Source organism: Ruegeria sp. AJ12 (assembly GCF_056536245.1).
On record NZ_JBQFJJ010000001.1, the window covers coordinates 2,490,777 to 2,514,010 of the forward strand.

Here is a 23,234-nt window from a genome sequence, read left to right on the forward strand (position 1 = left end):
TTCTTGTGACAGGTAGCATTCTGGTGGCCTTAAGCAATTCCGAGGGGGCTGGCTCTGTTCAGGTCCTGGCCTGATTACCCGGCGCCCACCTGTACATACAGGTCCTCGGGAATCAAACCGCACGGATGACTGGCGGTCCCGCCACACTTTCACCTCAGCTTTGTTCGACTGAGGTGTCCAAGATCACAAAGCTCTCATCAGCCAAAGCAAAATCATACTTCTTCCTACCGTCCCAATAAGGCAGGTATTCGTTGAAGAGTTGGCCTTTTTCTTCCGGCAGAGATGGCACGATTAAATCAACCTCTGTCAACCCAACTCCAAAGTTCAGCAGCCGTCCCGCCTGATATCTCCGAGCTGCTTGCAACACCGCATGGTGCAGCAAGACATGCTCTATGTGGCCATATTCTCCAACGCGGTTGTGCGTGACTATCGTCGCTGGTTGAAGTTGCTCCATCAATGCAAAGGCGGACCCGCTCAATAGGTTGAACAAAGGGTGACGATGCAGCGGGCGTAAAAGTTCCGGAAAGGCTTGCCGCGGATCGGATGGCATTTGAATGAAGCGTCGCAGTCTTCGGTGGTCGCGCTCGACGGCAAAAGGAAATTGGATTCTTTGCGCTCCAAGCGAGTCGCACACGCGCTGCATCGCTGCCTCTCGCGTTTCGGTATCTCGCCGGTTCTTGGCTGGCCGAAAGAAGCTTGCGATGCTCACATCCGCATTGCTTTTCAAGTGGGACAAAGTAGATCCAGAAAAAAGTGTTTCATCATCCTGATGACAGACACAAAGCAGAATCCGATCATCTTTCAGGCTATCTAGGCTTACCTTCCCGGCTAGAACCTCTGGGCCTGTTTCCAACAAATCAAAATTCGCGCGGCCAATAGGTGGGAATCTAGAAGCCGTAATCGGTCGAGCACGCCCGTCCGCGACCAACTGCTCTGTGCTGGCGCTTACCTGACCGTTCTTGGTATCCCCTTGCAGCAAGTAACAACGCCCTGCCAGCCCGGGCCATGCCGTTTCCAGTTCAGTGATCCTGTTGTCTTTCATCGCGTCGAGGTGAAGCAAGTCTATCGGACCGAACGGGCATTCTGTCACGGCTCTTTTTAGTCCATCTAGTGCATCCGCCTGATACAGCTTTACACGACCGGGAAATTTGTCCGACAACCATTTGAACACAACTGGAACATAGACATCCACAGGCGGCCAAAATGGTCGCAATCTTTGGCCAAGATCGATTCCGATGAACTTTAGAGACGGGTTGGAGTGCAGGGCAAGCAGCGCAGCGTGCCCACCGGCGACACCGACTTCGGTAAAACACGATGCTTTCTGTGAAATCTGGTGCAGCGCCCGCCTTTTTGGCTCAAGCGCAGGTTCCATCTCGCCTAAATGAAAGTCTTGCTGCTTGTGGCCGTAACACACGTTTCCGTTTATTGCGACGGGTTCGCCTGCCTGTTTCAAACAATCCGCAATGGCTTGATTGAGCTGACCTAGATGCTCGCCAAAGGCCTGAGAGGTAACGACATCTTCGTATGAGGGTGTATTCAATGGCGTGCGCTTTCGGGTCCAAAATACGGATTGTCAGCCATCTGATGTCAATAACATTGATTTTTCAAGTGGCTGGCAGCGGCCACGCCAACGCCGCGCTCAATTTGGATCGAATTACCTCAACAACCGCCGTGATTTGGCGGAAACTCAGGTTTTGTCTGCCTTGACTGGTACTGGCTCAAGTCGCGAGATCACAGATGTCCCGCGACGCGGGCCTTGCGGCTTTTCCGCCATGCTCATGATCGCATAGGCGAACTGTACGCCCGCAAATACAATGCCGTTCATGAACCAGATCATGACCAACGCGATCAGGCCAATTTCAGAGCCCATTATCAGATGGCGCAGATTGGCGACGTTGAACGCCAACAATATCCCGACGAAGACTGCCGAGATCACAAATCCCCAAGCAACCTGAGTGATGTATAGGCGGATCAGTTTGGGCATCGCAGACCTCCTTGCGCTATGATATTCACCTTAGCGCATATCTGGTCCCGGTAAACGTGTCAGAACGCCTCGGGTTTGGCCTCGCGCGCCATGTGATCGAGAACCGCGTTGACGAATTTGGGTTCTTTTCCTTCGGGGAAAAAGGCCCGCGCCACATCCACAAATTCGGTGATAACCACTTTAGGCGGCGTCTGGCTCTGGGTCAGTTCCGCACCGGCAGCGCGAAACACGGCGCGCAGGGTCGGGTCGATACGTGCGATCGGCCATTTGGCGACCAGCGCCCGATCGGTCATCTGGTCGATGGGGGCCTGATAATTCACGGCATCCTCGACCAGTTTTCGAAACACCGGAATGTCCCCATCCAGCATCTCATCCCCCTCGTAGACGGCACCAAACCGGTGATCCAGAAACTCTGCGACAACCTGATCCGTCGTCTGGTCGGACTGCTCCATCTGGAACAGAGCCTGCACGGCATAGAGCCGGGCGGCGGATTTCATCAGGCGTTTCTGGTTGGCCGGTTTCGGCGCGTCGGTCTGGGTCATGCGGTCGTGGGTCCGTTGCTGTCGCCCGCCACTAGGATGGACTCGGACGGCGGCTTGAAACCTACGCCCTTTTGCGAAGAGCCCCACTTACGGCTGAGTGCGATCAGATGCAAGGCCGCAGCAGCCGCACCGCCGCCCTTGTTCATCTTTTTGGGGTTGGCGCGCACCTCGGCCTGATCGTCGTTCTCGACGGTCAGGATGCCATTGCCGATGCACAGACCTTGCAGACCCATCAACTGGATGGCGCGGCTCGAGTCGTTGCACACCGTCTCATAGTGGGTTGTCTCACCCCGGATCACACATCCCAGCGCCACGTAACCGTCGAAATTGCACTGTCGGTCAGCCATGGCGATCGCTGTGGGGATCTCCAGCGCGCCCGGAACCTCGACAACCTCACAGGTGCCACCCGCAGCTTCGATCTCTGCCGTGGCGCCAGAGATCAAGTCATCGGCAATTGCACGGTAAAATGGCGCCGCTACGATCAGAAGCTTCACCGGCTTGTCAAAGGCCGGCGTCGGCAGGACACCATGTTTGTCTTGTTCAGCCACGATCATCCCTCCTTGAGAATGGAACGGGTTCCAACGATGGACAGGCCAAAGGCGTCCAGACCCAGATATTTTGTTTCCGGCGAATCCGTCAGCAGGATCAGTTCCTGGATGCCCATCTTGGACAGCATCTGCGCCCCAAGACCGGTTTGCTTGATGGTGCGCGGTCCCTCATCTTCCAATGCGTAGAGCGAGTTGCGCGGCTGGCGGAACAGGCAGACGACGCCGCGACCCTCGGCCGCGATCTTCTCCATGGCGCGGGGCAGTTCCTGCGGTGATTTCGGGCCAAGGCCCAGGATATCGGGCGCTTCGTGCAGCGCATGGGTCCGGGTCAGAACCGGCTCGGGAGTGGTGATATCGCCCTTGATCATGACGACATGCTCGATGCCATGCGTCTGGTCGGTGAAAATCCGCATCTCCCACGCGCCACCATATTCCGAGGTAACGGTTTCGCGCGATGTCTCGACAACCAGATTGTCGTTGCGCGACCGGTACGCGATCAGGTCGCTGATCGTGCCGATCTTCATGCCATGCTCTCGGGCAAAGGCAACCAGATCCGGCAGACGCGCCATGGTGCCATCGGGTTTCATGATCTCGCAGATCACGCCCGAGGGGTTCAGCCCCGCCAGCCGCGAGATATCCACGGCGGCCTCGGTATGACCCGCACGCACCAGCACCCCGCCCCGCTTGGCCCGCAGCGGGAAAATATGGCCGGGCGTCGCGATATGCGCCATGGTGTTCTGTTCGTTGATAGCCGTTGCGACGGTCAGGGCCCGGTCACCCGCAGAGATGCCGGTCGACACGCCCTCGCGCGCTTCGATCGAAACCGTGAACGCCGTCTCGTGACGGGACGAGTTGTTCACCGCCATCATGGGCAAACCCAGACGGTCGATCCGCTCGGCCGTCATCGGCAGGCAGATCAGTCCACGCCCATGGGTGGCCATGAAATTGATCGCTTCGGCATCGGCAAATTCAGCCGCTATCACCAGATCGCCTTCGTTCTCGCGATCTTCATGGTCAACAAGGATATACATCCTGCCGTGACGTGCCTCGTCGATGATCTCCTCAATCGGGCTGATCGCTTCGCGCAGTTGCGCCTCGACGGGTCCGGGTGTTTCAAAGCTCATGAGGCAGCCTTTCACAAGAGCATTTCTGCAGCGCGGGATAGACCAACCTGTGCCCAAAGACCAGACCGCAAACCGCACCCGAGGGTTGCGACGCGGCGTTGCCGCAGGTTCCGGGGCCGTCAGGACATCTCGGCGAGGCGCGCGACATAACGGGCCAGTGTGTCGATCTCAAGGTTGACACGGTCGCCGGTTTTCACGTCGCCCCACGTTGTGACCTCTTTGGTGTGCGGGATGAAATTGATCCCAAAGTCACAGCCGTCCACGTCATTGACCGTCAGCGACGTACCATTCAGCGCAACCGATCCTTTCGGTGCAATGAACCGCGCAAGGTCTTTTGGAGCGCGCAATGTAACGCGGGTGCTGTCGCCTTCGTCCTGAACGGCCACGACCTCGGCCACACCGTCCACGTGACCCGAGACGATATGGCCGCCCAGTTCATCCCCGACTTTCAGCGCACGCTCCAGATTGACCCGGCTGCCCACCTGCCAGGTGTCCAGATTGGTTTTCGAGACCGTCTCGGCGCTGATCTCTACATCATACCAGTCGTCACCCAGCGCGATCACGGTCAGGCACACGCCGTCGCTGGCGATTGAGGCACCAATGTCGATGGTTTCGGTGTTATACGCGGTCGCAATCCGTGCCCGCAGATCCCCCCGTTGCTCCAGCTCGGTGACGGTACCGATGTCGGTGACAATCCCTGTAAACATTCCGTTAACCCTTAATTCCTAGGCTGTGCGATACAATTCACGCCGAGGTAAGCCCAAGTGGCGGTCCGGGCAAGCCCCACCTTGCCCGGAATGGACCAAACCGGCATAGTTTTGACAAAAAACACAACTAAAGCAGGTGAGATGCAGCAATCGCCAACGAATTCGAGCACAAAGGTTTTCCTGTTCTTACAGGGGCCACATGGGCCGTTCTTCAACGCGCTAGGACGCATGTTGCGCGCGTCTGGTGCCCAGGTCTGGCGCGTGGGGTTCAATGCCGGCGACAAGGCGTTTTGGTTCGACAAGGCGTCCTACATCCCGTTTTATGGCACACCCGAAGACTGGCCGGGGGCGCTCATCGACCTGATTGTCGGGCGCGGCGTGACCGATATTGTCCTGTACGGCGACACACGCCCGATTCACGCCCGCGCCGTTGAAATCGCAAGGTCACGGGGCGTGACCGTTCATGTGTTCGAAGAAGGGTATCTGCGACCCTGGTGGGTCACCTACGAACGGGACGGTTCGAATGGCCATTCGCGCCTGATGTCGACGGATGTCGATCAGATGCAGCGCGCGCTAGCACAGTCGGACACGCAAACACCCCCGCCGCCATCCCATTGGGGAGATATGCGGCAACATATATTCTACGGCGCGCTGTATCATTGGTTTGTTCTGTTCCTGAATGGCCGCTATCGAAACTTCCGCCGGCATCGGGAACTGCCGGTTTCGCGAGAATTCTTTTTGTATTTCAAACGGCTGGCCCTGATGCCATTGCATCGCATTCAACGCGGCTGGGCAAATGCGCGGGTTCGTAAAGGGGGTTTCCCATACCACCTTGTGCTGTTGCAACTGGGTCATGACAGTTCGGTGCAGTCCCATTCCGAGTATTCCGGGATGTGCGAATTTCTGGAGCAGGTGATCGCGGGATTTGCCAGGGGTGCGGCGCCCCATCACCGGCTGGTCATCAAGGAACACCCGCTGGAAAACCATCGTGAGCCCTTGCGCCGCAGGGCGCGTCAGTTGTCGCGGGAACATGGTATTCAGGACCGGGTCCACTATGTGCCGGGTGGCAAACTGGCCAGGTTGCTGGACGAAGCAAGCTCGGCCGTCACAATCAACTCAACGGCGGGTCAGCAGGTCTTGTGGCGCGGAATTCCCCTGCGCATCTTTGGCCGGTCCGTCTATGACAAGCCCGAATTTGTCTCGCAACAGCCGATCGAGGCGTTTTTTGCGGATCCGACCCCGCCCAACAGCGAGGCTTATCGCCACTATCGCCGTTTCCTGCTGGAAACCAGCCAGGTGCCGGGTGGATTCTATTCGCGCCGTGGCCGCCGCCAATTGCTGCGACGCGCTGCAGACATGATGCTGAAGGACAAAAACCCCTATCAATTTGTCCTGAAAGGCAACGAGGCGCAGACGCCACAGTTGAAAATCGTTAAGTAAGCAACTGCAACCGTTGCTGGAATACAGGCCTCAAAACGGATAGCCTGCGCCAAACAGAATACCAAAAACAACGACGATTGAGGATACTCGGCAGTGCAGTGCTTTCCAATCCGATGGATACGGGGGGTTTCCCTTGTGGCCGCAATTGGCGTGCTTGCCGCGTGCCAGCTTCCGAAATCCGGCCCGAACAAGACCGAAATTCTGGCGGGATCGGTCGAAAACGGCGGCAACGCCTTTGTTGTCGAGGTTGATGACCGCGTGGCAAAAGCGACCTCTGCCGTTCCGCAGTTTGGCTTTTCGTCCTCCTTCAGCAGCGCGCAGAGTCTGACAGCCGATACCGTACGTCCGGGCGACGTTCTGGGGCTGACAATCTGGGAAAACGTCGATGATGGCCTGCTGTCCGGCGAAACCGGAGTGGCCACCGTGCTGGAACAGGTTCAGGTCGACAGCGAAGGGTTTATCTTTGTGCCCTATGCCGGGCGCTTGCGGGCCGCCGGCAATACACCCGAGCAACTGCGTATCCTGATCACCAACAGATTGCAGGAACAGACGCCGGATCCTCAGGTCGAAGTACGCCGTGTCGCCGGCGACGGATCGACCGTGTCGCTGACCGGCACCATCGGGGCGCCCGGCATCTATCCGATCGAACGGCCCACCCGCACCCTGCTGGGCATGCTGTCTCAGGCCGGCGGTGTTTCCGTCGCCTCGGACATCGCGCTGGTGACGCTGATCCGCGGGGATCAGAGAGGGACCGTCTGGTACGAGGATCTGTTCCGAAACCCCAAACTGGACGTCGCGCTGCGCGGGGGTGACCGGATTCTCGTGGAAGAAGACAGCCGCTCATACATTGCGCTGGGTGCCACCGGGGGTCAGTCGCGTGTGGCCTTTGACAGCCAGGACCTGACCGCGCTGGAAGCATTGGCGCAGGTGGGCGGCCTTCTGACACTGTCGTCAGACCCGACAGGCGTGTTTATCCTGCGCGAGGAACGTCAGGATGTTGCTCGCAACGTCATGGGCCGCGCGGACCTGCAAGGGGACCAGCGGATGATCTACCTGCTGAACCTGACCGCCCCCAACGGCCTGTTCATCGCGCGTGATTTCGTCATCCGCGACGATGACACGATTTATGTGACCGAAGCACCCTATGCGCAGTGGAGCAAATCGATCTCACTCATCGCAGGTGGGCTGACACCGCTTGCAAATGTTACCACACTGACCGGAAACTGATCCGTGGCTCATGGCCCGGACACCGTGGCCAAATCTGAGCGTGCCCGGCTGTTCGTTTACAACGGCGGTTTCCTGACCAGCCGCCGCATTCGCCGCATCCTGTCGCTGGTCGGGTATGACATGCGGTTGGGTCTTCCCCAGACGGGCGATTACGTCGGCGTCTGGGGCAACAGCCCCACATCTCATCGCGGATGGCGTATCGCGGACAAACGAAAGTCTCCCGTCCTTCGCGTCGAGGACGCCCTTCTGAGATCATTGCATCCCGGGCGCAGTGGCGAGGGACCCCTCGGCCTGCTGCTGGATCGGTCCGGATTGCATTTCGACCCGGAAACGCCATCGGATCTGGAACACCTGCTGTCCACACACCCTCTGGATGACACTGCGCTCTTGAACCGGGCGCGCAGCGCAATCGAACGGCTGAAAGACCTGCATCTGAGCAAATACGCGGCCATTGATCTGGATATTGCGCCACCAGACCCCGGTTACGTTCTTGTGGTCGACCAGACACAGGGCGATGCCGCTGTGACGGCCAGCGCGGGAGACCCTGCGCGTTTCCGCGAGATGCTGGTCATCGCACAAGAGGAAAACCCCGGTGCGCGGGTGCTGATTAAGACCCACCCGGAAACACTGGCCGGTCATCGCATGGGGTATTTCTCGGATCGGGATGTGTCGGACAGGGTGGCGATTTTGCAGCACCCGATCAGCCCATGGCCACTGCTGGACGGGGCAATCGCAGTCTACACGCTGTCGTCGCAACTGGGGTTCGAGGCGATATTGGCCGGACACAAACCCCGCGTCTTTGGTCAACCGTTTTATGCTGGCTGGGGGCTGACACAGGATGAACAGCCTGTCCCGCGCCGGCAACGCAGCCTGACCCGGGCACAATTATTTGCAGCCGCAATGATCCTCTATCCGACCTGGTACGACCCGTATCGGGATCAGCTGTGTGATCTGGAAACGGTCATGGACACGCTAGAGGCGCAGACATGCGCATGGCGTCAGGATCGCAACGGGTGGACCGCGTCCGGTATGCGCCTTTGGAAACGCAAGCACCTGCAGCAGATGTTTGGTCAGCATCGAAAGGTTGAGTTCACCACAACGCCGCCTTCTGACCCAAGCAGACCGCATATGGTGTGGGCCAGCCAGGCGCGCGATACAAGCAACGCTGTTCGGGTCGAAGACGGTTTCCTGCGCTCGCGCGGGTTGGGGGCCAACCTCGTGCCTCCCTTGTCGCTCGTCACGGATGATCTGGGCATTTACTACGATCCGACACAGCCCAGCCGGTTGGAAGAGCTGATCAGACTGCGCGAGACCTTGCGTCCCGATCAGGCCCTGCGTGCTGAACGCCTGATCACCAAACTCCTGACGGAAGGTGTGAGCAAGTACAACACCGGGCAGACCTGCCCGCCCCTCCCCGACGGGTATCGCATTCTGGTGCCGGGTCAAGTCGAAGACGACGCCTCAATCCTGTTGGGCACCACTACTGTTCGCACGAACCTTGACCTGCTGCGCGCTGTGCGCGCGGCAAACCCGGATGCCGTTGTCATCTATAAACCTCATCCCGATGTCGAGGCAGGCCTGCGCGAAGGCCGGATCGAAGCCGAAGAGATGGCCGATGTTGTTGTCACCGGTACGAATCCCGCCGATCTGCTGCCACAGGTAAACGAAGTGTGGACCATGACCTCGCTGCTGGGATTCGAGGCCCTGTTGCGGGATGTCAAAGTCACCACGCTGGGCGCGCCCTTCTACGCCGGATGGGGGCTGACAACGGATCTCGGCACGGTTCCGGCGCGGCGCGGGGCCCGGCCATCGTTGGCGGGGCTGGTTCATGCATCCTTGATTGACTACCCGCGGTACATTGATCCAGTCACCGGACTGCCCTGCCCCGTCGAAGTGGCGGTGGAGCGATTGGCGAGTGGCGAGACCGCACAATCCGGTCCGGTAAATCGGATCCTGTCAAAGTTTCAGGGGGCATTGGCGACACACGCGCATCTTTGGCGCTGAGACCGGCCTTAGCGCGTCGTCCGCCGCCAGCGGTGCAGGATATCATCCCCAACCGCCTGAGTTTCGATCAGCTCGAACCGCGGCGCGGCATCCAGATTTTCCAGACCCAGCGCTCCGACGGCGGACAGCCCTTCGGCCCCGATCGTCAGACCCGCTGTGAACCCGACGAGCTCGTCCACCAGATCCTCGGCCAATAGCGATGCGGCCAACGCGGCGCCACCTTCGCAGAACACGCGCGTCAGACCCGCCTGTCCCAGTTGTTGCAACAGGTCGACTGCGTCGATGTGATGCTCCTGCAGACCACAGGGGATCAACCGTGCTCCGAGCCCTTCCCAGGCGCGCGCACGCTCTGCATCCGGGGATGGGCCATGACACAACCAGACCGGTATCTCAGCCGCTGTGCGAGCCAATTGTCCCAACAAGGGCAAATCCATATGGCGCGATACCACAACCCGAACAGGCTGATGGGCAATTCCCAGATCGCGCACCGTCAGCGACGGGTCATCCGCCCGGGCGGTTCCTGCGCCAATCATCACCGCGTCATGACGTGCGCGCATCGCATGAACGGCCCGACGCGCGCCGGGACCGGTGATCCACTGGCTGTGCCCGGTCGCCGTTGCGATCCGGCCATCGAAACTGCTGGCCAGCTTCAAAGTCACAAAAGGACGGCCCTGCTCGGTTTTCAAAAAGAACCCGGCCAGATCGCGCGCGGCCCGTTCCGCCAGGACCCCGGTCACCACCTCGATCCCCGCTTCGCGCAGCATCGCAAAGCCCTGTCCGGCCACACGCGGGTCGCTGTCTTCGATGGCAGAGACCACGCGCGCAACACCTGCGGCAATCAAGGCCTCGGCGCAGGGCGGCGTCTTGCCATGATGGGCACAGGGTTCGAGTGACACATAGGCCGTTGCGCCGCGGGCTGCGGGTCCGGCCTGTTTCAAAGCTTCGGTTTCGGCATGAGGGCGGCCACCCGGTTGCGTCCAGCCGCGACCGATGATGCGGCCGTCCCGCACGATGACACAGCCCACCGAGGGGTTGGGCCAGCACATGCCCTGTCCGCGCTGTCCCAAAGACAAGGCCAGCGCCATATATCGCTTATCTGTTTCGCTCACTCGTCCGTCGAAGGCTGCGGCGGGCGCAGCTCGTGGACAAACTCCTCGAAGTCATCGGCCGCCTGGAAATTCTTGTACACACTCGCAAAGCGAACATAGGCCACGGTGTCGATCCGCGCCAGAGCTTCCATAACAATCTCGCCGATCTTATTGGAGGGAATATCGGTCTCGCCCATGCTCTCGAGCCGGCGCACGATGCCCGAAATCATCTGGTCGATCCGATCCGGGTCTATGGGGCGTTTCTGCATCGAAATACGGATCGAGCGTTCCAGCTTGTCGCGGTCGAAATCTTCCCGTTTTCCGTTGCTCTTGATGACGACCAAGTCGCGCAACTGAACACGCTCGTAAGTGGTGAAGCGACCGCCGCAAGCCGGACAGAACCGCCGCCTGCGGATCGCGACGTGATCTTCCGCCGGGCGTGAATCCTTGACCTGAGTGTCGATATTTCCGCAAAACGGGCAGCGCATTCGCCGTCTCCTCGTCCCTAGTTCGGCCTCTTTTGTAAGCGCTGCGGCTTACTTATCCACAACTATAGGACAGCCGCTAGGGTTTGGGTAGTCGGAATTTTCCACCGCTAAATAAAGGGTCATCCCAGATGCGCCGCGACACGGCGTGTATGCGGCGCGCTGCGGTGTTCCACCAGATAAACGCCTTGCCATGTCCCCAAGACGGGCCGGCCCTTGGACACAGGTATCGACAAAGATACGGGCATCATCGCAGCCTTGATATGGGCCGGCATATCGTCCGGCCCTTCATAGGTATGACGCAGATATGCCATCGACGGATGATCGGACGGCGGCACAAGCCTATCGAAAAAGGCCTGCAGATCGGTTTGCACCTCGGGGTCCGCATTCTCCTGTATCAAAAGCGAACAGGATGTATGGCGAACGAACAGTGTCAAAACGCCATCCGCCGCCGCGTCATGCAGCCAAAGTTTCACGTCAGTTGTGAACTCGTACAGCCCTGCCCCTCGGGTCTGAATCGTGAACTCAGTTTGCATTCACCCTGTCTCAGCTTTCCATCAGTTATTGAAAAACGGTCTGTAGTTGCACCGGGCATTGGCCGCTGACACTGACATACTTGAGCCAGGGGCAAAGCTGGATGTGATAATACTGGATTGCTGCGGTGTTGCACCTGTTGGCTGCTTGATTGAAAACTGAACGGCTGTCCGGCGACCGGTTGTGACGCTGGGACCGTAGCCGCGCAACACATAGATCTGCTGCTGCCAGCCAACCCCAAGCGTGCGTCGCGCGAAATCTGCTGCCGCGCACCAGTACCCGTCAACGAACTGATCGGCTCTGGGAATGACTTCAAAATCTGTGCTGTTAATCGGCTCTGTCCGGTATCCGTTCGGAGCGGCCTCAGCAGTGGCAGGAATACCCAACGCAAATGCGGCGAGTGTGGCGGTGATCATCATCTGTTTCATCGTCAACATCTTCCTTATTTGATTGTCCAGCTTATCTTAGACCTTTGGCATCGCACGCACAGATCGCATCACAATCATTTCAGGCGCGGGCAGAGGCACCGTGATCGGGCGTGAGCCACCCGTCATACCGGATCAACACACCCAGACCCGGCGCATGTGCCGAGACATCAAACCGGAACCGGCCACGGTCGTCCATCCACTCAGCCGTCGCGGATCGCGGCAACAGGAAGGCCGGGACCGGAATACCAAACACGCTCAGACGTTTGATTTCAATCACCAACCCGCGCCTGTTTGAGACCGGCTGCAACCATACGGCAAACGGGCCGAACTGTTCCCGAACACATCCGGTTTTGCGATCAAAAGTCAGTTTGGATCGCGTTTTGTAGCCTCCGAAATTGCGCTCCCATGACCAGCGCGATCCAGTGCGTTGAATCGTGAGGCGCACGTGCACATCCTCGCCACTCGGAGGAAACCGCGCGATGCACAGCACCATTGCAACCAGCCACCCTTTGCCGCGTTCGACCCGGCATCGCCCGGTGTAGACGCCTTCCAAACTGTGCAGCGCTCTCACCGGATCGGGCAAGGGGGCCTCGGTGGGCAAGGCCTGCAAAAAAGGGTCTGGCGTCACTCAAAATCCCTCCGGGGCAAATCGTGACCGCGTGGTCTCATCAGGCACAAGACACAGGTCGGCACGCCCGAAGATGGCATATCGGTTACTGGCAATTGTGCGATACAGCGGGTCTTTGAGGAACGCGGGAAGGAAACGGCAGAGCGACAACACCGGCCACAGTCCGGGTAGACTGCGCATCGCAGCAGCAAACGCATCCAATCGCTGAAAAACAGTGCCGTTCACGATCACCAGGTTGGTCAGAAAATCATCTGTCGGAAGCCCAAGCTCGCGATACAGCCGTTGACCCAGACGGGATTGGGCTGTGGCAAACTGAAACCGTTTGTCCCGGTCATGTTTCAGCATGAACTGAAAAAAGCCCGAGCACAGGACACATTCGCCGTCAAAGACAATCAAAGACCGATCTCTGAACAGGCTGGAGCTTGCAGAACCCGGCATCATCCTCACGCAAATTATCAAAATGCTGTCGCGAAGGTGTCACGCGGGCTGAAAAACGACAATGCGACATACCGGGTCATGGCTAAAGAGGCAGCGCATATAGTGTCGGATGTCAGAGACGCCGCGATCTCATTCGCAGGTCACCAAAAATTATTTGCGGCTGTAAAAAAAGGCGCCTCAATCTGAGGCGCCTTGATCTTTACTGGTCCAGGAAGGATCGCAGCTTGCGCGATCTGCTGGGATGTTTCAGCTTGCGCAACGCTTTCGCCTCGATCTGACGAATACGCTCGCGGGTCACGCTGAACTGCTGACCGACCTCTTCCAGCGTATGGTCGGTGTTCATCCCGATACCAAAGCGCATCCGCAGCACACGCTCTTCACGCGGGGTGAGTGACGCCAGAACCCGTGTTGTAGTCTCTTTGAGGTTCTCCTGAATGGCACTGTCCAGCGGCAGCACGGCATTCTTGTCCTCGATGAAATCGCCCAGTTGGCTGTCTTCTTCATCGCCAATCGGCGTTTCGAGTGAGATCGGCTCTTTGGCGATTTTCATCACCTTGCGCACCTTCTCAAGCGGCATCTGCAGCTTTTCGGCCAGTTCTTCCGGCGTCGGCTCACGGCCGATTTCGTGCAGCATCTGACGACCCGTGCGAACCAGCTTGTTGATCGTTTCGATCATATGCACCGGAATACGGATCGTGCGGGCCTGATCCGCGATAGACCGCGTGATCGCCTGCCTGATCCACCAGGTCGCATAAGTCGAGAATTTGTAGCCGCGGCGGTATTCGAACTTGTCCACCGCCTTCATCAGGCCGATGTTGCCTTCCTGAATAAGATCAAGGAATTGCAGGCCGCGGTTCGTGTATTTCTTGGCAATCGAGATCACCAGACGCAGGTTGGCCTCGACCATTTCCTTCTTGGCCTGACGGGCTTCTTTCTCGCCCTTCTGAACCTGCTGCACGATGCGGCGGAATTCGCTGATGTCCAGACCGACATACTGACCGACCTGAGCCATGTCGTTGCGCAGTTCCTCGACCTTGTCGGTCGAGCGTTCGATGAACATCTGCCAGCCCCGGCCCGGCTTTTCCGCCATCTCGGCCAGCCAGTTCGGGTCCAGCTCGCGACCACGATACGCGTCAATGAATTCCCTCCGGTTGATGCGGGCCTGATCCGCCAGCTTCACCATCGCGCTGTCCAGCGACATGATCCGGCGGTTGATGCCGTAAAGCTGGTCGATCAGCGCCTCGATCCGGTTGTTGTGGAGATGCAGACCGTTCACCAGTTCGACAATTTCAGCCCGCAGCTTCTGATAGGTCTCTTCGTCCTTTTTGCTGAACGAGCCGTCTTCGTTCAGGGTTGCCGATATCCGGCTGTCCTGCATTTCCGACAACTGCGAAAAGTCGGTCGAGATGCGTTCCAGAGTGGTCAGAACCTGATCCTTCAGCGCCGCTTCCATCGCGGCCAAGGACATGTTGGCCTGATCGTCCTCGTCGTCATCATCATCGCTGACAATCGGATTGCCGTCGGCGTCCAATTCCGGCCCGGTGTCATTGGCAGGCTTTGCGGCCTGTACCGCCGACGTATCGACAACCGGCTCTTCGACATCGCCGTCCTCGCCCATCTGGTTCCCGAACGTGGTCTCCAGATCGATGACATCGCGCAGCAGAATATCCTCGGACAGCAATTCGTCATGCCAGATGGTGATCGCCTGGAAGGTCAGCGGGCTTTCGCACAGGCCCAGGATCATCGTATTCCGGCCAGCCTCGATCCGCTTGGCAATGGCGATCTCGCCCTCGCGGCTCAGCAGTTCGACGGACCCCATCTCGCGCAGATACATGCGCACCGGGTCGTCGGTGCGGTCCAGCTTTTCGGTTTGTCCGCTCGACAGGGCAACTTCGCGGTTGCTGTCCGTGGTGACCAGTTCGGTCGAGCCTTTGTTCTCTTCCTCTTCGGCCTCTTCATCTTCGATGATGTTGATGCCCATCTCGGACAGCATCGACATCACGTCTTCGATCTGCTCCGAGCTGACTTGGTCAGGCGGCAGGACCTGATTAAGCTGGTCGTAGGTGATGTAGCCTTTCTCGCGGGCCTCGGCGATCATCTTCTTGACCTGGGCCTGGCTCATGTCCAGCGAGATTTCCTGTTCCTGCTCGTCGGATTTGCGGTCTTCGTTCGTATCCTTGGCGGCCATTCAATGCTCCTGCAGGGATGGGTGATTCGTTAGGGGCGAATCATTAGCGCGTAGAAGTGATTCGGCCACCCGTTTACCCGTTTTTCTTTTCAAGTGCCTTACGAAAACACCAGTTTATCGGCGTTTTCGTTCGAAATTGATACCGGATGTGATTGCTTCGAACGCGTCTTTCTCGTCACGATTGATTCGCGCGCCGTTATCCGCGATGTCGAATACGGCCTTGTCCTCGTTCTTGCTGCGGCTCGCACGGTTGCGCTCTTCGGCGGCCTGAGCCAGCCGATATGTCAGCGCCTCATCGGCAAGATCGGACAACTCCTCCGCGGCTTCGGCAATCTCAGCATCCAACCCCCGGAGCGCTTTGATTTTTGCGAGTTCCTCGGCCAGTGTCATCTCGGCCTTTTCAACGTCGCCCGGTTTGAACACACAGGGGATGACTGCCACATGGCGAAGACCCAGCAGCTTTTCAAGGGCATCTGGGCCCAAAGTTGCATCGATGTGTTCTTTCAGGTTTTCGGGGTCATCAATCGCATGGCGCAGGACAACCTGCCTTAGAGCCGCGTGATCGGGATGGTGGCAGTCCATGTCTTCCAATTGATGCTCAAACTGGACGACGACTTCTGGGTTGAGAATGGCAATGGCCAGTATGGCCGCTTCCCGCAATTGGATTTCCGCGTTGTCCGAGGATGCCAAAAATGACGCGCGCGCGCCGGGCGTCGCCGGTTGTTTTGGCGGCTGCCACTTGCCGCGCGGCTGCCACGGGCGATTTGGGGACGCGCGTTGCGGACGGAATAACTGCCAGCGCAGGTCCTTGATCTCCTGACCGTAATGCGACCGGATCGACGGATCCCGGATCAGTTTGATCTTGTCGCGCAGGGATTTGTCGAGGGCAGCCTTTCTTTCGGGGCTGTCGAACACCTTGCCTTCGGTTTCCCGTTGCCAGAGCAGCCTGACCATCGGGATTGCGCCTTCCAGCACGGCCTGAACCGCGCCGGGCCCCTCGGCGCGCAGCAGATCGTCCGGGTCCTGGCCTTCGGGCATCAGCGCAAAGCGCAGGGATTTCCCCGCCTCCAGCAAAGGCAGCGCCAGATCAACCGCCCGCATCGCAGCGCGCAGACCCGCCGTATCGCCGTCCAGAGCGATGATCGGCTCGTCCGAGATACGCCAGAGCAGGTTCAACTGGTGCTCCGTAATCGCGGTACCAAGCGGGGCAACCGATGCGCCAAAACCAGCCTCGGCCAACGCGATCACATCCATGTACCCTTCGGCCACGATCAGCGGTTGGCCCTGACCCGCCGCCTGCCGGGCCGGTCCGTGGTTGTAGAGATTGCGCCCCTTGTCGAACAGTTCGGTCTCGGGCGAGTTCAGATACTTCGCATTGTCATTCGGGTCCATCGCCCGGCCGCCAAAGGCGATGCAGCGCCCGCGCGGATCGCGGATCGGGTACATGATCCGGTTGCGGAACGTGTCATAGGGGTTCTTACCCTTGTTCGACGGTTTGGCCAGACCCGCCCCGAGGATCAGATCCTCGGCCACGCTTTTGCCCTGTAGATGATCCCACAGGCCCTGCCAGCCGTCCGGAGCAAACCCGATCTCCCATCGGTCCAGCGCCTGTTCATCCAGTCCGCGCCGCATCAGATAATCGCGCGCCTCTGCCCCGCCCTGCGTCTTGAGCTGCAAGCGAAAGAACTGGACTGCCTGCTCCATCACCTCAGCCAGTTGCGACCGTCGATCCTGCTTCTCCTGCGCCTTGGGATCACGGGCGGGCATTGGCATTCCCGCTTCTCGCGCCAGAATCTCAACCGCTTCGATGAACGAGACATTCTCGGTCTCTTTCACAAAGCTGATCGCGTCGCCTTTGGCGTGGCACCCAAAGCAGTAGTAGAAGCCTTTGCGATCGTCCACGTGGAAGGAGGCTGTCTTTTCCTGATGAAACGGGCACGGCGCCCACATGTCGCCTTTGCCCTGATTGGATTTGCGCGGGTCCCAAATGACTTTGCGCCCGACGACCTGAGACAGGCTCAGCCGGGTGCGCAGCTCATCCAGAAATCCGGGGGGCAAAGACATGTGTCAAACCTGCCAGAAACAAAAACGCGCGCCAAGAGGATGGCGCGCTTTTCCACAGAGAAATAGCGAGGCTGTGGATTACTGCTGCAAACACAGCTCCAGCCAGGCCGCGCCAAGGTCCTTGTTGCGGACGTCGCGCATCTTTTGCTCATAAACCCAGGGCGTGATCAGAGGGATCGCCGCATTGTAGTTCTCGGGCCAGGCCGGGCTGCTGTCCGCAACAGCCTGCGGTACATCCCGCTCTCTGACTTTGTCCAGCCGGGCCTTCTGGATCGCAGCCACCACGTCGGCCTGATACTGACAGCTTTGCTCTTTGGTTTCGGCAGCAGCCAGAGGGGTGGCCAGTACGGCGACGGCGATGGCAATACGCAACATTGGGGACTCCCGGATTCGTTTCTTGACCGACAGCTTAGCCGGGCCCGGCAAGGCCTGCCATCATCCTTTTCCGAATTTTGAGTGGCGCCGGCTCGAAGCCGTGAGGACAACCCGGCCAGGCCGGGTTGCCGCGTCGCACATTACTCAGAGTCCTTTGGCCCGATAGCTTTTCGAAACCCGGTCAATGGCCACGATATACGCCGCCGTCCGCAGATCTTCGACGTCATCACGACTGTGCCAGACTTCGCGCATGGACTGATAGGCGATACGCATTGTGTCATCGAGACCGGACCGCACCAGTTCAAGTTCATCCGCACCCTTCAGGTATTTGGATTTGAAGTCCGGCGACATTGTCCATGCATCGCCCAGATAACGGTCCAATCGCTCCAGTTCACTGACGATCAATTCGTGCCGCGCTTCTTCCTGGCGGCGCTGCATGCGGCCAAAGCGGATATGGCTGAGGTTTTTCACCCACTCAAAGTAAGACACCGTCACACCGCCCGCATTCGCGTACATATCCGGTATGATCACCGTGCCCTTTTTGCGCAGGACTTCGTCCGCGCCCGCCGTTACGGGGCCGTTTGCGGCTTCGATGATCAGCGGCGCTTTGATGCGTTCGGCGTTTTCGAGGTTGATGACCCCTTCCAAGGCGGCCGGAACAAGAATATCGCATTCTGCTTCAAGGACAGCTGAACCTTCGGCGGAATGCGTCGCATCGGGATAGTCGCTGACACCACCATGCTTGACGATCCATTGGCGGACGGCTTCGACATCGATGCCTTCCGGATTGTACAGCGCGCCATCCCACTCAATGATGCCGACGATGATCGATCCGTCTTCTTCGCTCAGGAATTTCGCGGCATGGTAGCCCACGTTGCCGAGACCTTGCACCACGACGCGTTTGCCATCCAGCTTGCCCGACAATCCCGCCTTTTGAACATCTTCTGGATTGCGGAAGAACTCGCGCAGCGCATATTGAATTCCGCGCCCTGTGGCCTCAACCCGCCCTGCGATACCACCCGCATTCAGGGGCTTGCCGGTGACACAGGCCCGCGCGTTGATGTCGGTAGTGTTCATCCGCGCATATTGATCCGCCATCCAGGCCATTTCACGTTCGCCCGTGCCCATATCCGGGGCTGGGACATTCTGTGACGGGTTGATCAGATCCCGCTTGGCCAGCTCGTAGGCAAAGCGCCGGGTGATCTGTTCGAGTTCGTATTCTTCGTATTGCCGTGGATCAATACACAAGCCACCCTTTGAGCCACCAAACGGCGTCTCGACCAGAGCGCATTTGTAGGTCATCAGCGCGGCCAGCGCCTCAACCTCGTCCTGGTTCACCGCAGTGGCATAGCGAATACCGCCCTTGACGGGCTCCATATGCTCGGAATGGACCGACCGATACCCTGTGAACGTGTGTATCTCACCACGCAGACGGACACCGAACCGAACGGTGTAGGTTGCGTTACAGACCCGGATTTTCTGCTCCAGCCCCGGCGGCAGGTCCATCAGGGACGCTGCCCTGTTGAACATCAGATCAACACTCTCGCGGAAGCTGGGTTCTTTGATGCCGGTCATGAATTCCTCCGTGTCGGTAACTGACAAACGTCATGACGTTTTGTCGCACCACAGAACGATCCCTGCAATCTCCTATTGCGCTTTTTTTAGGCATTTCATGTAGAAGCGGTTATTGGTAAACGCGGTGAGTCGCAGGCCCGCTCGCGACCCCGATATTGTTTTCCCTGATGAAACAAAGAGGCCGAAGTTCTCAAAACTGCGGCCAATTTTCATTCAATAATAGCATCATAGTGGCGATGGTGCCCAAATCTCGCCACGATCCACGTCTAAATTATTAAAGCTGCGAACAACTGGATTCAGCGTGTCTGACCAGTAGAGGGACTCGTTATGAACAATTCTGTTTTGAAGTCGGTAATTAAAAAGTCGAAGCGTGCGGACACCACCCGACGCGCTGCGGAATCCTTTGCAGAATCCGAAGACGGCTTGATGACTCTCCTGGCTTTGGGCCTGATCATGGTCGTGTTCGCAACGGCAGGTTTTGCCGTCGACATCATGCGTTTCGACCACGAACGCGCCAGACTGCAGTATTCTCTTGACCGGGCTGTTTTGGCTGCGGCCGACCTGGAACAGGACCTTTGCCCAAAGGTCGTGATTGAGAGTTACTTGGAGAAAGAGGGCCTTAAAGAGTACCTCGTTGGTGATCCAATTGTCACGCCAGACCTCTGCGGCTCGCAGGCGGTGACGGTAAACGGGTACCGGCGCGTTGAAGCCAGCGCGCAGATGGACGTCAAAATGCACTTCATGCAGTGGTGGAACGTAGACCACATCACTACCTCTGTGGTCAGTGTCGCTGAAGAAGCGATTGGCAATGTTGAGATTTCCCTGGTCCTTGACGTGTCGGGATCAATGAATAACAACAACCGACTGACCACTCTGAAATTGGCCGCCCAGAACTTTGTACAGGAAATGGTCGATAAAACCGAGGACGGCAAGTTGTCGATCTCGATCGTCCCTTACGCGACACAGGTTGCGCTGCCGGACTATCTGATGAACGAATTGTCCACCACCGGCGTGAACGACCACGCGAACTGCATCAACTTCGACACCACAGAGTTTTCAACATCCACGTTCGACTTGAACTTGATCCGCGAGCGCACGATGCACTTTACGCCGTGGGGCGACTACGACAGACGCCCTGACGATCTGATAGTCTACAGCGAAGTTTGCGAAAACTCAGCCAACCGTGAAATCATGGTGCATCAAAAGGATGCCGAGGTCCTCAAGCAGAAAATTGCAGATTTCAGCGCGGCCGGAAACACGTCGATTGATCTTGGTGTGAAGTGGGGGCTGACCCTTCTGGATGAAAGCTTCCGACCGGTTGTTGCCGCGCTCGCTGCAAATGGCGATGTCCCAGCCGAGTTTGCGACCCGACCTGCCAATGTTGCGACGGGTGACACGATGAAGGTCATGGTCCTGATGACGGACGGGGCAAACACATCTCAGTATTGGATCAATGACCCATACCGTTCAGGTGAGTCCGGCATCTGGTGGAATGACAACTTCGAAGAATATGTATCCTACGCCCAAATTGTAGATGGTGACATCTATACGGGACTCGGCGCCAAATACTACTGGCCCAATGTCGACATTTGGGAGTGGGACAGCAATCTTTTCTTCTATTGGGCGCGTGAGCAACTTCAATCCAGCGGGTACGGCAATACCTATGTAGATCCGAGCAACATGACCGTCGTTGCGGATCCTGAAAATATAGACCCTGCAGACGGTTATGTAAGGGGATACATTCAGTATCGCTGTCTGAATTTTAGCAATGGGCTTTGCAATCAGTTCGACTACAGCACATCTCGCATTGTTGAATATGCCAATCTTGATCCCGTTGTTACGCCCTCGGTTCATCTGACATGGCCGGAACTGTGGGAACAGACGACCCGGTATGCAATCTACGACGATTTCCGCGACTACTACGGATCTTCCTTTGCATATGACTGGTACTATGACGCTGTGTCTTCTAGCGGTCGCTCAACAAAAGACCCGCGCGTCGAAGTCATGTGTGCGCAAGCAAAGGAAGATAACGGTGTCGTGATCTTTGCAATCGCATTGGAGGCGCCCACCGCCGGCAAGAACATTCTTAAGAAATGCCAGAGTGACGACGGTGCCTACTACGAGGCCACGCCGACCAATCTCCCGGATGTGTTCGCTTCAATTGGATCGAGCATCCGTAATCTGAGGCTGACCCAATGATCAGACGCCTGTCAAAGAAACTACGCCTGTTTCGGCGCGATGAAGAGGGCATGGCAACCATCGAGTTTGTTATGTGGTTCCCAATTTTCATTATGACCACCTACTCCGGTGTCGAACTGGGAATCGTCGCTTACAATCATGCGAACCTCGAACGCGCCCTGGATGAAACGATTCAGGATGTGCGCATGAACCACATCTCAAAATACACCGCTAACCCGGAGGAGGGATGGACGCACAGCTTGCTCAAGGAAATCGTGTGCGACAAAGCCGGTGCAATTCCAGACTGCTTCGAAAACCTGGCGCTTGAGATGACGTCCATCGATCCTTTCAAGGGCAACCCCATGCTGTCGGAAGAATTCATAAACCCGTTCTGCGTCGATACACCCGAAGATGTTCGCGGGAAAGACGACCAGTTGTTTTCGCCAGGGACGGCAAATCAACTGATGGTCATTCGCGCCTGTGTGGAAATCAAACCGCTGTTCAACGGCACTACATTAGGAAAACTGGCGGCGCGCGACCCGGATGGTCAGTACGAATTGCATGCAACAACGGTGTTTGTCCATGAGCCGGCTTAATCAGATATTGCCCCGGTCTATTTCGGGTTTCTTCACCCGCTTTTTCCATAGACAGGAAGGCGTTGTTAGTATTGAGGCCATCATTGTCTTTCCCCTGCTCTTTTGGTCCATGTGGACCGCGTATACCTACTTCGATGGCTACCGTCAGGGTGCGCGCAATCTAAAAGCGGCCTTTGCCATAGCTGACATTCTATCGCGAGAGAAAAAAGAAGTGAACGAGCAGTACATTACATCGATGTATGAGTTGCAGCAATTCATGATTGCGGACCGCTCAGACGTCTCGATGCGTATTTCGTTTATCCATTGGGATGAACCCGACAAACGCCACTACTGCCTCTGGTCGTTCGTGCGCGGCGAAAGCTTCGAAAAACTGAACAACGAGACCGTTCTGGACTACGCTGATCGGCTTCCGGTCATGGCCGACAATGCCCGGATGATTATGGTAGAGACCAAAGACCTGTACACGCGCCCGTTCAAAATTGGCTTTGGCGACCATCAGTTTGCGATCGACAAGTTCATTTTCACCCAACCGCGCGGATACACCAACATCAACGCGACGGAGGACTGCTAGGCCCCGTCCCTTTCCGCCAACATCGCGGACAGCATCTCTGACATGAATTTGGTTTCGGCGGCGGCTGTCATGCCGCCGACGCCAACGCGATGACCCAAGCGCCACCACAGTCCCGGCTCCCACGTGTTGGCACCTTTAGTACCTGTCCGGACCAGAAATCCATTTGACGGTTTGAACGCAAACACGCCTCGGTCGACAGCCTCAACGTCTTCAACGTACGCGATCAGGCGCCCCGATCCCGTGCGCAACTCCAGGCGTGTGAGTTCGATCCGGTCCAGGGTCGCATGCCACATGCGGTAGGCCAGCCAGAACGACGCCCCGCCAACGACAAACAGGAACACTTGCCAGACCGGTTCAGGGGGCGATGCAAGGGCGACATAGATCACCAGTGTTCCGACAATGAACAACATCCCCACCCCGGCCCACCGCCGGGGCGACGACGCCTGAACCGTCGCAAGCACTTCATCCTGCATTAATGCCTCCTGTCCGTTTCGCCCTCACTTACCGGCT

General features: G+C 57.9%; 23 protein-coding genes. 6 read left to right on the plus strand and 17 right to left on the minus strand.

What is annotated here, in order from left to right; genetic code table 11:
* Positions 1 to 154: 154 nt before the first annotated feature.
* From ACR3E0_RS12600 to ACR3E0_RS12625, 6 genes are all read right to left on the minus strand, one after another.
* Complete coding sequence (locus ACR3E0_RS12600; RefSeq protein WP_480479162.1) at positions 155 to 1,540, minus strand: PIG-L deacetylase family protein; 1,386 nt, start codon at positions 1,538 to 1,540, stop codon at positions 155 to 157.
* A gap of 147 nt (positions 1,541 to 1,687) precedes the next feature.
* The gene (locus tag ACR3E0_RS12605) at positions 1,688 to 1,984 is read right to left on the minus strand and encodes a hypothetical protein (RefSeq protein WP_480479163.1); all 297 of its coding nucleotides are present in this window, start codon (positions 1,982 to 1,984) and stop codon (positions 1,688 to 1,690) included.
* Between the two features lie 59 nt (positions 1,985 to 2,043).
* On the minus strand, positions 2,044 to 2,526 hold the full coding sequence (gene nusB, locus ACR3E0_RS12610) for a transcription antitermination factor NusB (protein ID WP_480479164.1): 483 nt from the start codon (positions 2,524 to 2,526) through the stop codon (positions 2,044 to 2,046).
* Positions 2,523 to 3,080 (minus strand): 6,7-dimethyl-8-ribityllumazine synthase, encoded by a 558-nt coding sequence (locus ACR3E0_RS12615; protein WP_480479165.1) that lies wholly within the window; start codon positions 3,078 to 3,080, stop codon positions 2,523 to 2,525. The genes nusB and ACR3E0_RS12615 overlap by 4 nt, the downstream gene beginning before the upstream one ends.
* Complete coding sequence (gene ribB / locus ACR3E0_RS12620; RefSeq protein WP_480479166.1) at positions 3,077 to 4,198, minus strand: 3,4-dihydroxy-2-butanone-4-phosphate synthase; 1,122 nt, start codon at positions 4,196 to 4,198, stop codon at positions 3,077 to 3,079. The genes ACR3E0_RS12615 and ribB overlap by 4 nt, the downstream gene beginning before the upstream one ends.
* A 119-nt stretch (positions 4,199 to 4,317) precedes the next feature.
* Positions 4,318 to 4,905 carry a riboflavin synthase gene (locus tag ACR3E0_RS12625; RefSeq protein ID WP_480479167.1) on the minus strand — a complete coding sequence of 196 codons (588 nt, stop codon included), beginning with the start codon at positions 4,903 to 4,905 and terminating at the stop codon, positions 4,318 to 4,320.
* Positions 4,906 to 5,046: 141 nt separating this feature from the next.
* Between ACR3E0_RS12625 and ACR3E0_RS12630 the strand changes: the two genes are divergently transcribed.
* The 3 genes from ACR3E0_RS12630 to ACR3E0_RS12640 all read left to right on the plus strand — a co-directional run bounded on the left by ACR3E0_RS12630 (position 5,047) and on the right by ACR3E0_RS12640 (position 9,576).
* Complete coding sequence (locus tag ACR3E0_RS12630; RefSeq protein ID WP_480479168.1) at positions 5,047 to 6,345, plus strand: capsule biosynthesis protein; 1,299 nt, start codon at positions 5,047 to 5,049, stop codon at positions 6,343 to 6,345.
* A gap of 93 nt (positions 6,346 to 6,438) precedes the next feature.
* Positions 6,439 to 7,572 (plus strand): polysaccharide biosynthesis/export family protein, encoded by a 1,134-nt coding sequence (locus ACR3E0_RS12635; RefSeq protein ID WP_480479169.1) that lies wholly within the window; start codon positions 6,439 to 6,441, stop codon positions 7,570 to 7,572.
* A 3-nt stretch (positions 7,573 to 7,575) separates the two neighbouring features.
* Positions 7,576 to 9,576, plus strand: a complete 2,001-nt coding sequence (locus ACR3E0_RS12640) for a capsular polysaccharide biosynthesis protein (RefSeq protein WP_480479170.1) — start codon at positions 7,576 to 7,578, stop codon at positions 9,574 to 9,576.
* Between the two features lie 8 nt (positions 9,577 to 9,584).
* Here the strand turns inward: ACR3E0_RS12640 and ribD are convergent, their stop codons facing one another.
* The 10 genes from ribD to ACR3E0_RS12690 all read right to left on the minus strand — a co-directional run bounded on the left by ribD (position 9,585) and on the right by ACR3E0_RS12690 (position 19,379).
* Entirely contained in the window at positions 9,585 to 10,685 is a 1,101-nt protein-coding gene (gene ribD, locus ACR3E0_RS12645; protein WP_480479171.1) for a bifunctional diaminohydroxyphosphoribosylaminopyrimidine deaminase/5-amino-6-(5-phosphoribosylamino)uracil reductase RibD, read from the minus strand.
* On the minus strand, positions 10,682 to 11,152 hold the full coding sequence (gene nrdR / locus ACR3E0_RS12650; RefSeq protein ID WP_480479172.1) for a transcriptional regulator NrdR: 471 nt from the start codon (positions 11,150 to 11,152) through the stop codon (positions 10,682 to 10,684). Before nrdR ends, ribD begins: the two co-directional genes overlap by 4 nt.
* 119 nt (positions 11,153 to 11,271) lie before the next feature.
* On the minus strand, positions 11,272 to 11,685 hold the full coding sequence (locus tag ACR3E0_RS12655) for a secondary thiamine-phosphate synthase enzyme YjbQ (RefSeq protein ID WP_480479173.1): 414 nt from the start codon (positions 11,683 to 11,685) through the stop codon (positions 11,272 to 11,274).
* Between the two features lie 21 nt (positions 11,686 to 11,706).
* Positions 11,707 to 12,111 carry a hypothetical protein gene (locus ACR3E0_RS12660; protein ID WP_480479174.1) on the minus strand — a complete coding sequence of 135 codons (405 nt, stop codon included), beginning with the start codon at positions 12,109 to 12,111 and terminating at the stop codon, positions 11,707 to 11,709.
* 79 nt (positions 12,112 to 12,190) lie between these two features.
* A complete protein-coding gene (locus ACR3E0_RS12665; RefSeq protein ID WP_480479175.1) occupies positions 12,191 to 12,739 on the minus strand; it encodes a DUF4166 domain-containing protein in 549 nt (182 codons plus the stop codon).
* Positions 12,740 to 13,177 (minus strand): thiol-disulfide oxidoreductase DCC family protein, encoded by a 438-nt coding sequence (locus ACR3E0_RS12670; protein WP_480479176.1) that lies wholly within the window; start codon positions 13,175 to 13,177, stop codon positions 12,740 to 12,742.
* A 199-nt stretch (positions 13,178 to 13,376) separates the two neighbouring features.
* Positions 13,377 to 15,365 carry an RNA polymerase sigma factor RpoD gene (gene rpoD, locus ACR3E0_RS12675; RefSeq protein ID WP_480479177.1) on the minus strand — a complete coding sequence of 663 codons (1,989 nt, stop codon included), beginning with the start codon at positions 15,363 to 15,365 and terminating at the stop codon, positions 13,377 to 13,379.
* A gap of 114 nt (positions 15,366 to 15,479) precedes the next feature.
* On the minus strand, positions 15,480 to 17,429 hold the full coding sequence (dnaG, locus tag ACR3E0_RS12680) for a DNA primase (protein ID WP_480479178.1): 1,950 nt from the start codon (positions 17,427 to 17,429) through the stop codon (positions 15,480 to 15,482).
* A 78-nt stretch (positions 17,430 to 17,507) separates the two neighbouring features.
* Positions 17,508 to 17,804 carry a hypothetical protein gene (locus ACR3E0_RS12685; RefSeq protein WP_480479179.1) on the minus strand — a complete coding sequence of 99 codons (297 nt, stop codon included), beginning with the start codon at positions 17,802 to 17,804 and terminating at the stop codon, positions 17,508 to 17,510.
* 144 nt (positions 17,805 to 17,948) lie between these two features.
* Entirely contained in the window at positions 17,949 to 19,379 is a 1,431-nt protein-coding gene (locus ACR3E0_RS12690; protein WP_480479180.1) for a Glu/Leu/Phe/Val family dehydrogenase, read from the minus strand.
* Positions 19,380 to 19,805: 426 nt separating this feature from the next.
* On the opposite strand from ACR3E0_RS12690, the gene ACR3E0_RS12695 reads away from it, so the two are divergent.
* The 3 genes from ACR3E0_RS12695 (at position 19,806) to ACR3E0_RS12705 (ending at position 22,724) form a co-directional block, all read left to right on the plus strand.
* Complete coding sequence (locus tag ACR3E0_RS12695; protein ID WP_480479181.1) at positions 19,806 to 21,578, plus strand: pilus assembly protein TadG-related protein; 1,773 nt, start codon at positions 19,806 to 19,808, stop codon at positions 21,576 to 21,578.
* Positions 21,579 to 21,628: 50 nt separating this feature from the next.
* Entirely contained in the window at positions 21,629 to 22,153 is a 525-nt protein-coding gene (locus ACR3E0_RS12700; protein ID WP_480479182.1) for a TadE/TadG family type IV pilus assembly protein, read from the plus strand.
* Positions 22,154 to 22,262: 109 nt separating this feature from the next.
* A complete protein-coding gene (locus ACR3E0_RS12705) occupies positions 22,263 to 22,724 on the plus strand; it encodes a hypothetical protein (protein ID WP_480479183.1) in 462 nt (153 codons plus the stop codon).
* On the opposite strand, the gene ACR3E0_RS12710 is transcribed toward ACR3E0_RS12705, so the two are convergent.
* Positions 22,721 to 23,197, minus strand: a complete 477-nt coding sequence (locus ACR3E0_RS12710) for a hypothetical protein (RefSeq protein WP_480479184.1) — start codon at positions 23,195 to 23,197, stop codon at positions 22,721 to 22,723. The genes ACR3E0_RS12705 and ACR3E0_RS12710 overlap by 4 nt on opposite strands.
* Positions 23,198 to 23,234 lie beyond the last annotated feature (37 nt).

What these genes read in the sequence shown, in the direction of transcription:
- ACR3E0_RS12605 (WP_480479163.1), bottom strand. Translation starts at nt 1,984, where the DNA reads ATGCCCAAACTGATCCGCCTATACATCACTCAGGTTGCTTGGGGATTT.
- nusB (WP_480479164.1), bottom strand. Translation starts at nt 2,526, where the DNA reads ATGACCCAGACCGACGCGCCGAAACCGGCCAACCAGAAACGCCTGATG.
- ACR3E0_RS12615 (WP_480479165.1), bottom strand. Translation starts at nt 3,080, where the DNA reads ATGATCGTGGCTGAACAAGACAAACATGGTGTCCTGCCGACGCCGGCC.
- ribB (WP_480479166.1), bottom strand. Translation starts at nt 4,198, where the DNA reads ATGAGCTTTGAAACACCCGGACCCGTCGAGGCGCAACTGCGCGAAGCG.
- ACR3E0_RS12625 (WP_480479167.1), bottom strand. Translation starts at nt 4,905, where the DNA reads ATGTTTACAGGGATTGTCACCGACATCGGTACCGTCACCGAGCTGGAG.
- ACR3E0_RS12630 (WP_480479168.1), top strand. Translation starts at nt 5,047, where the DNA reads ATGCAGCAATCGCCAACGAATTCGAGCACAAAGGTTTTCCTGTTCTTA.
- nrdR (WP_480479172.1), bottom strand. Translation starts at nt 11,152, where the DNA reads ATGCGCTGCCCGTTTTGCGGAAATATCGACACTCAGGTCAAGGATTCA.
- ACR3E0_RS12655 (WP_480479173.1), bottom strand. Translation starts at nt 11,685, where the DNA reads ATGCAAACTGAGTTCACGATTCAGACCCGAGGGGCAGGGCTGTACGAG.
- ACR3E0_RS12660 (WP_480479174.1), bottom strand. Translation starts at nt 12,111, where the DNA reads ATGAAACAGATGATGATCACCGCCACACTCGCCGCATTTGCGTTGGGT.
- ACR3E0_RS12670 (WP_480479176.1), bottom strand. Translation starts at nt 13,177, where the DNA reads ATGCCGGGTTCTGCAAGCTCCAGCCTGTTCAGAGATCGGTCTTTGATT.
- rpoD (WP_480479177.1), bottom strand. Translation starts at nt 15,365, where the DNA reads ATGGCCGCCAAGGATACGAACGAAGACCGCAAATCCGACGAGCAGGAA.
- dnaG (WP_480479178.1), bottom strand. Translation starts at nt 17,429, where the DNA reads ATGTCTTTGCCCCCCGGATTTCTGGATGAGCTGCGCACCCGGCTGAGC.
- ACR3E0_RS12685 (WP_480479179.1), bottom strand. Translation starts at nt 17,804, where the DNA reads ATGTTGCGTATTGCCATCGCCGTCGCCGTACTGGCCACCCCTCTGGCT.
- ACR3E0_RS12690 (WP_480479180.1), bottom strand. Translation starts at nt 19,379, where the DNA reads ATGACCGGCATCAAAGAACCCAGCTTCCGCGAGAGTGTTGATCTGATG.
- ACR3E0_RS12695 (WP_480479181.1), top strand. Translation starts at nt 19,806, where the DNA reads ATGACTCTCCTGGCTTTGGGCCTGATCATGGTCGTGTTCGCAACGGCA.
- ACR3E0_RS12700 (WP_480479182.1), top strand. Translation starts at nt 21,629, where the DNA reads ATGGCAACCATCGAGTTTGTTATGTGGTTCCCAATTTTCATTATGACC.
- ACR3E0_RS12705 (WP_480479183.1), top strand. Translation starts at nt 22,263, where the DNA reads ATGTGGACCGCGTATACCTACTTCGATGGCTACCGTCAGGGTGCGCGC.
- ACR3E0_RS12710 (WP_480479184.1), bottom strand. Translation starts at nt 23,197, where the DNA reads ATGCAGGATGAAGTGCTTGCGACGGTTCAGGCGTCGTCGCCCCGGCGG.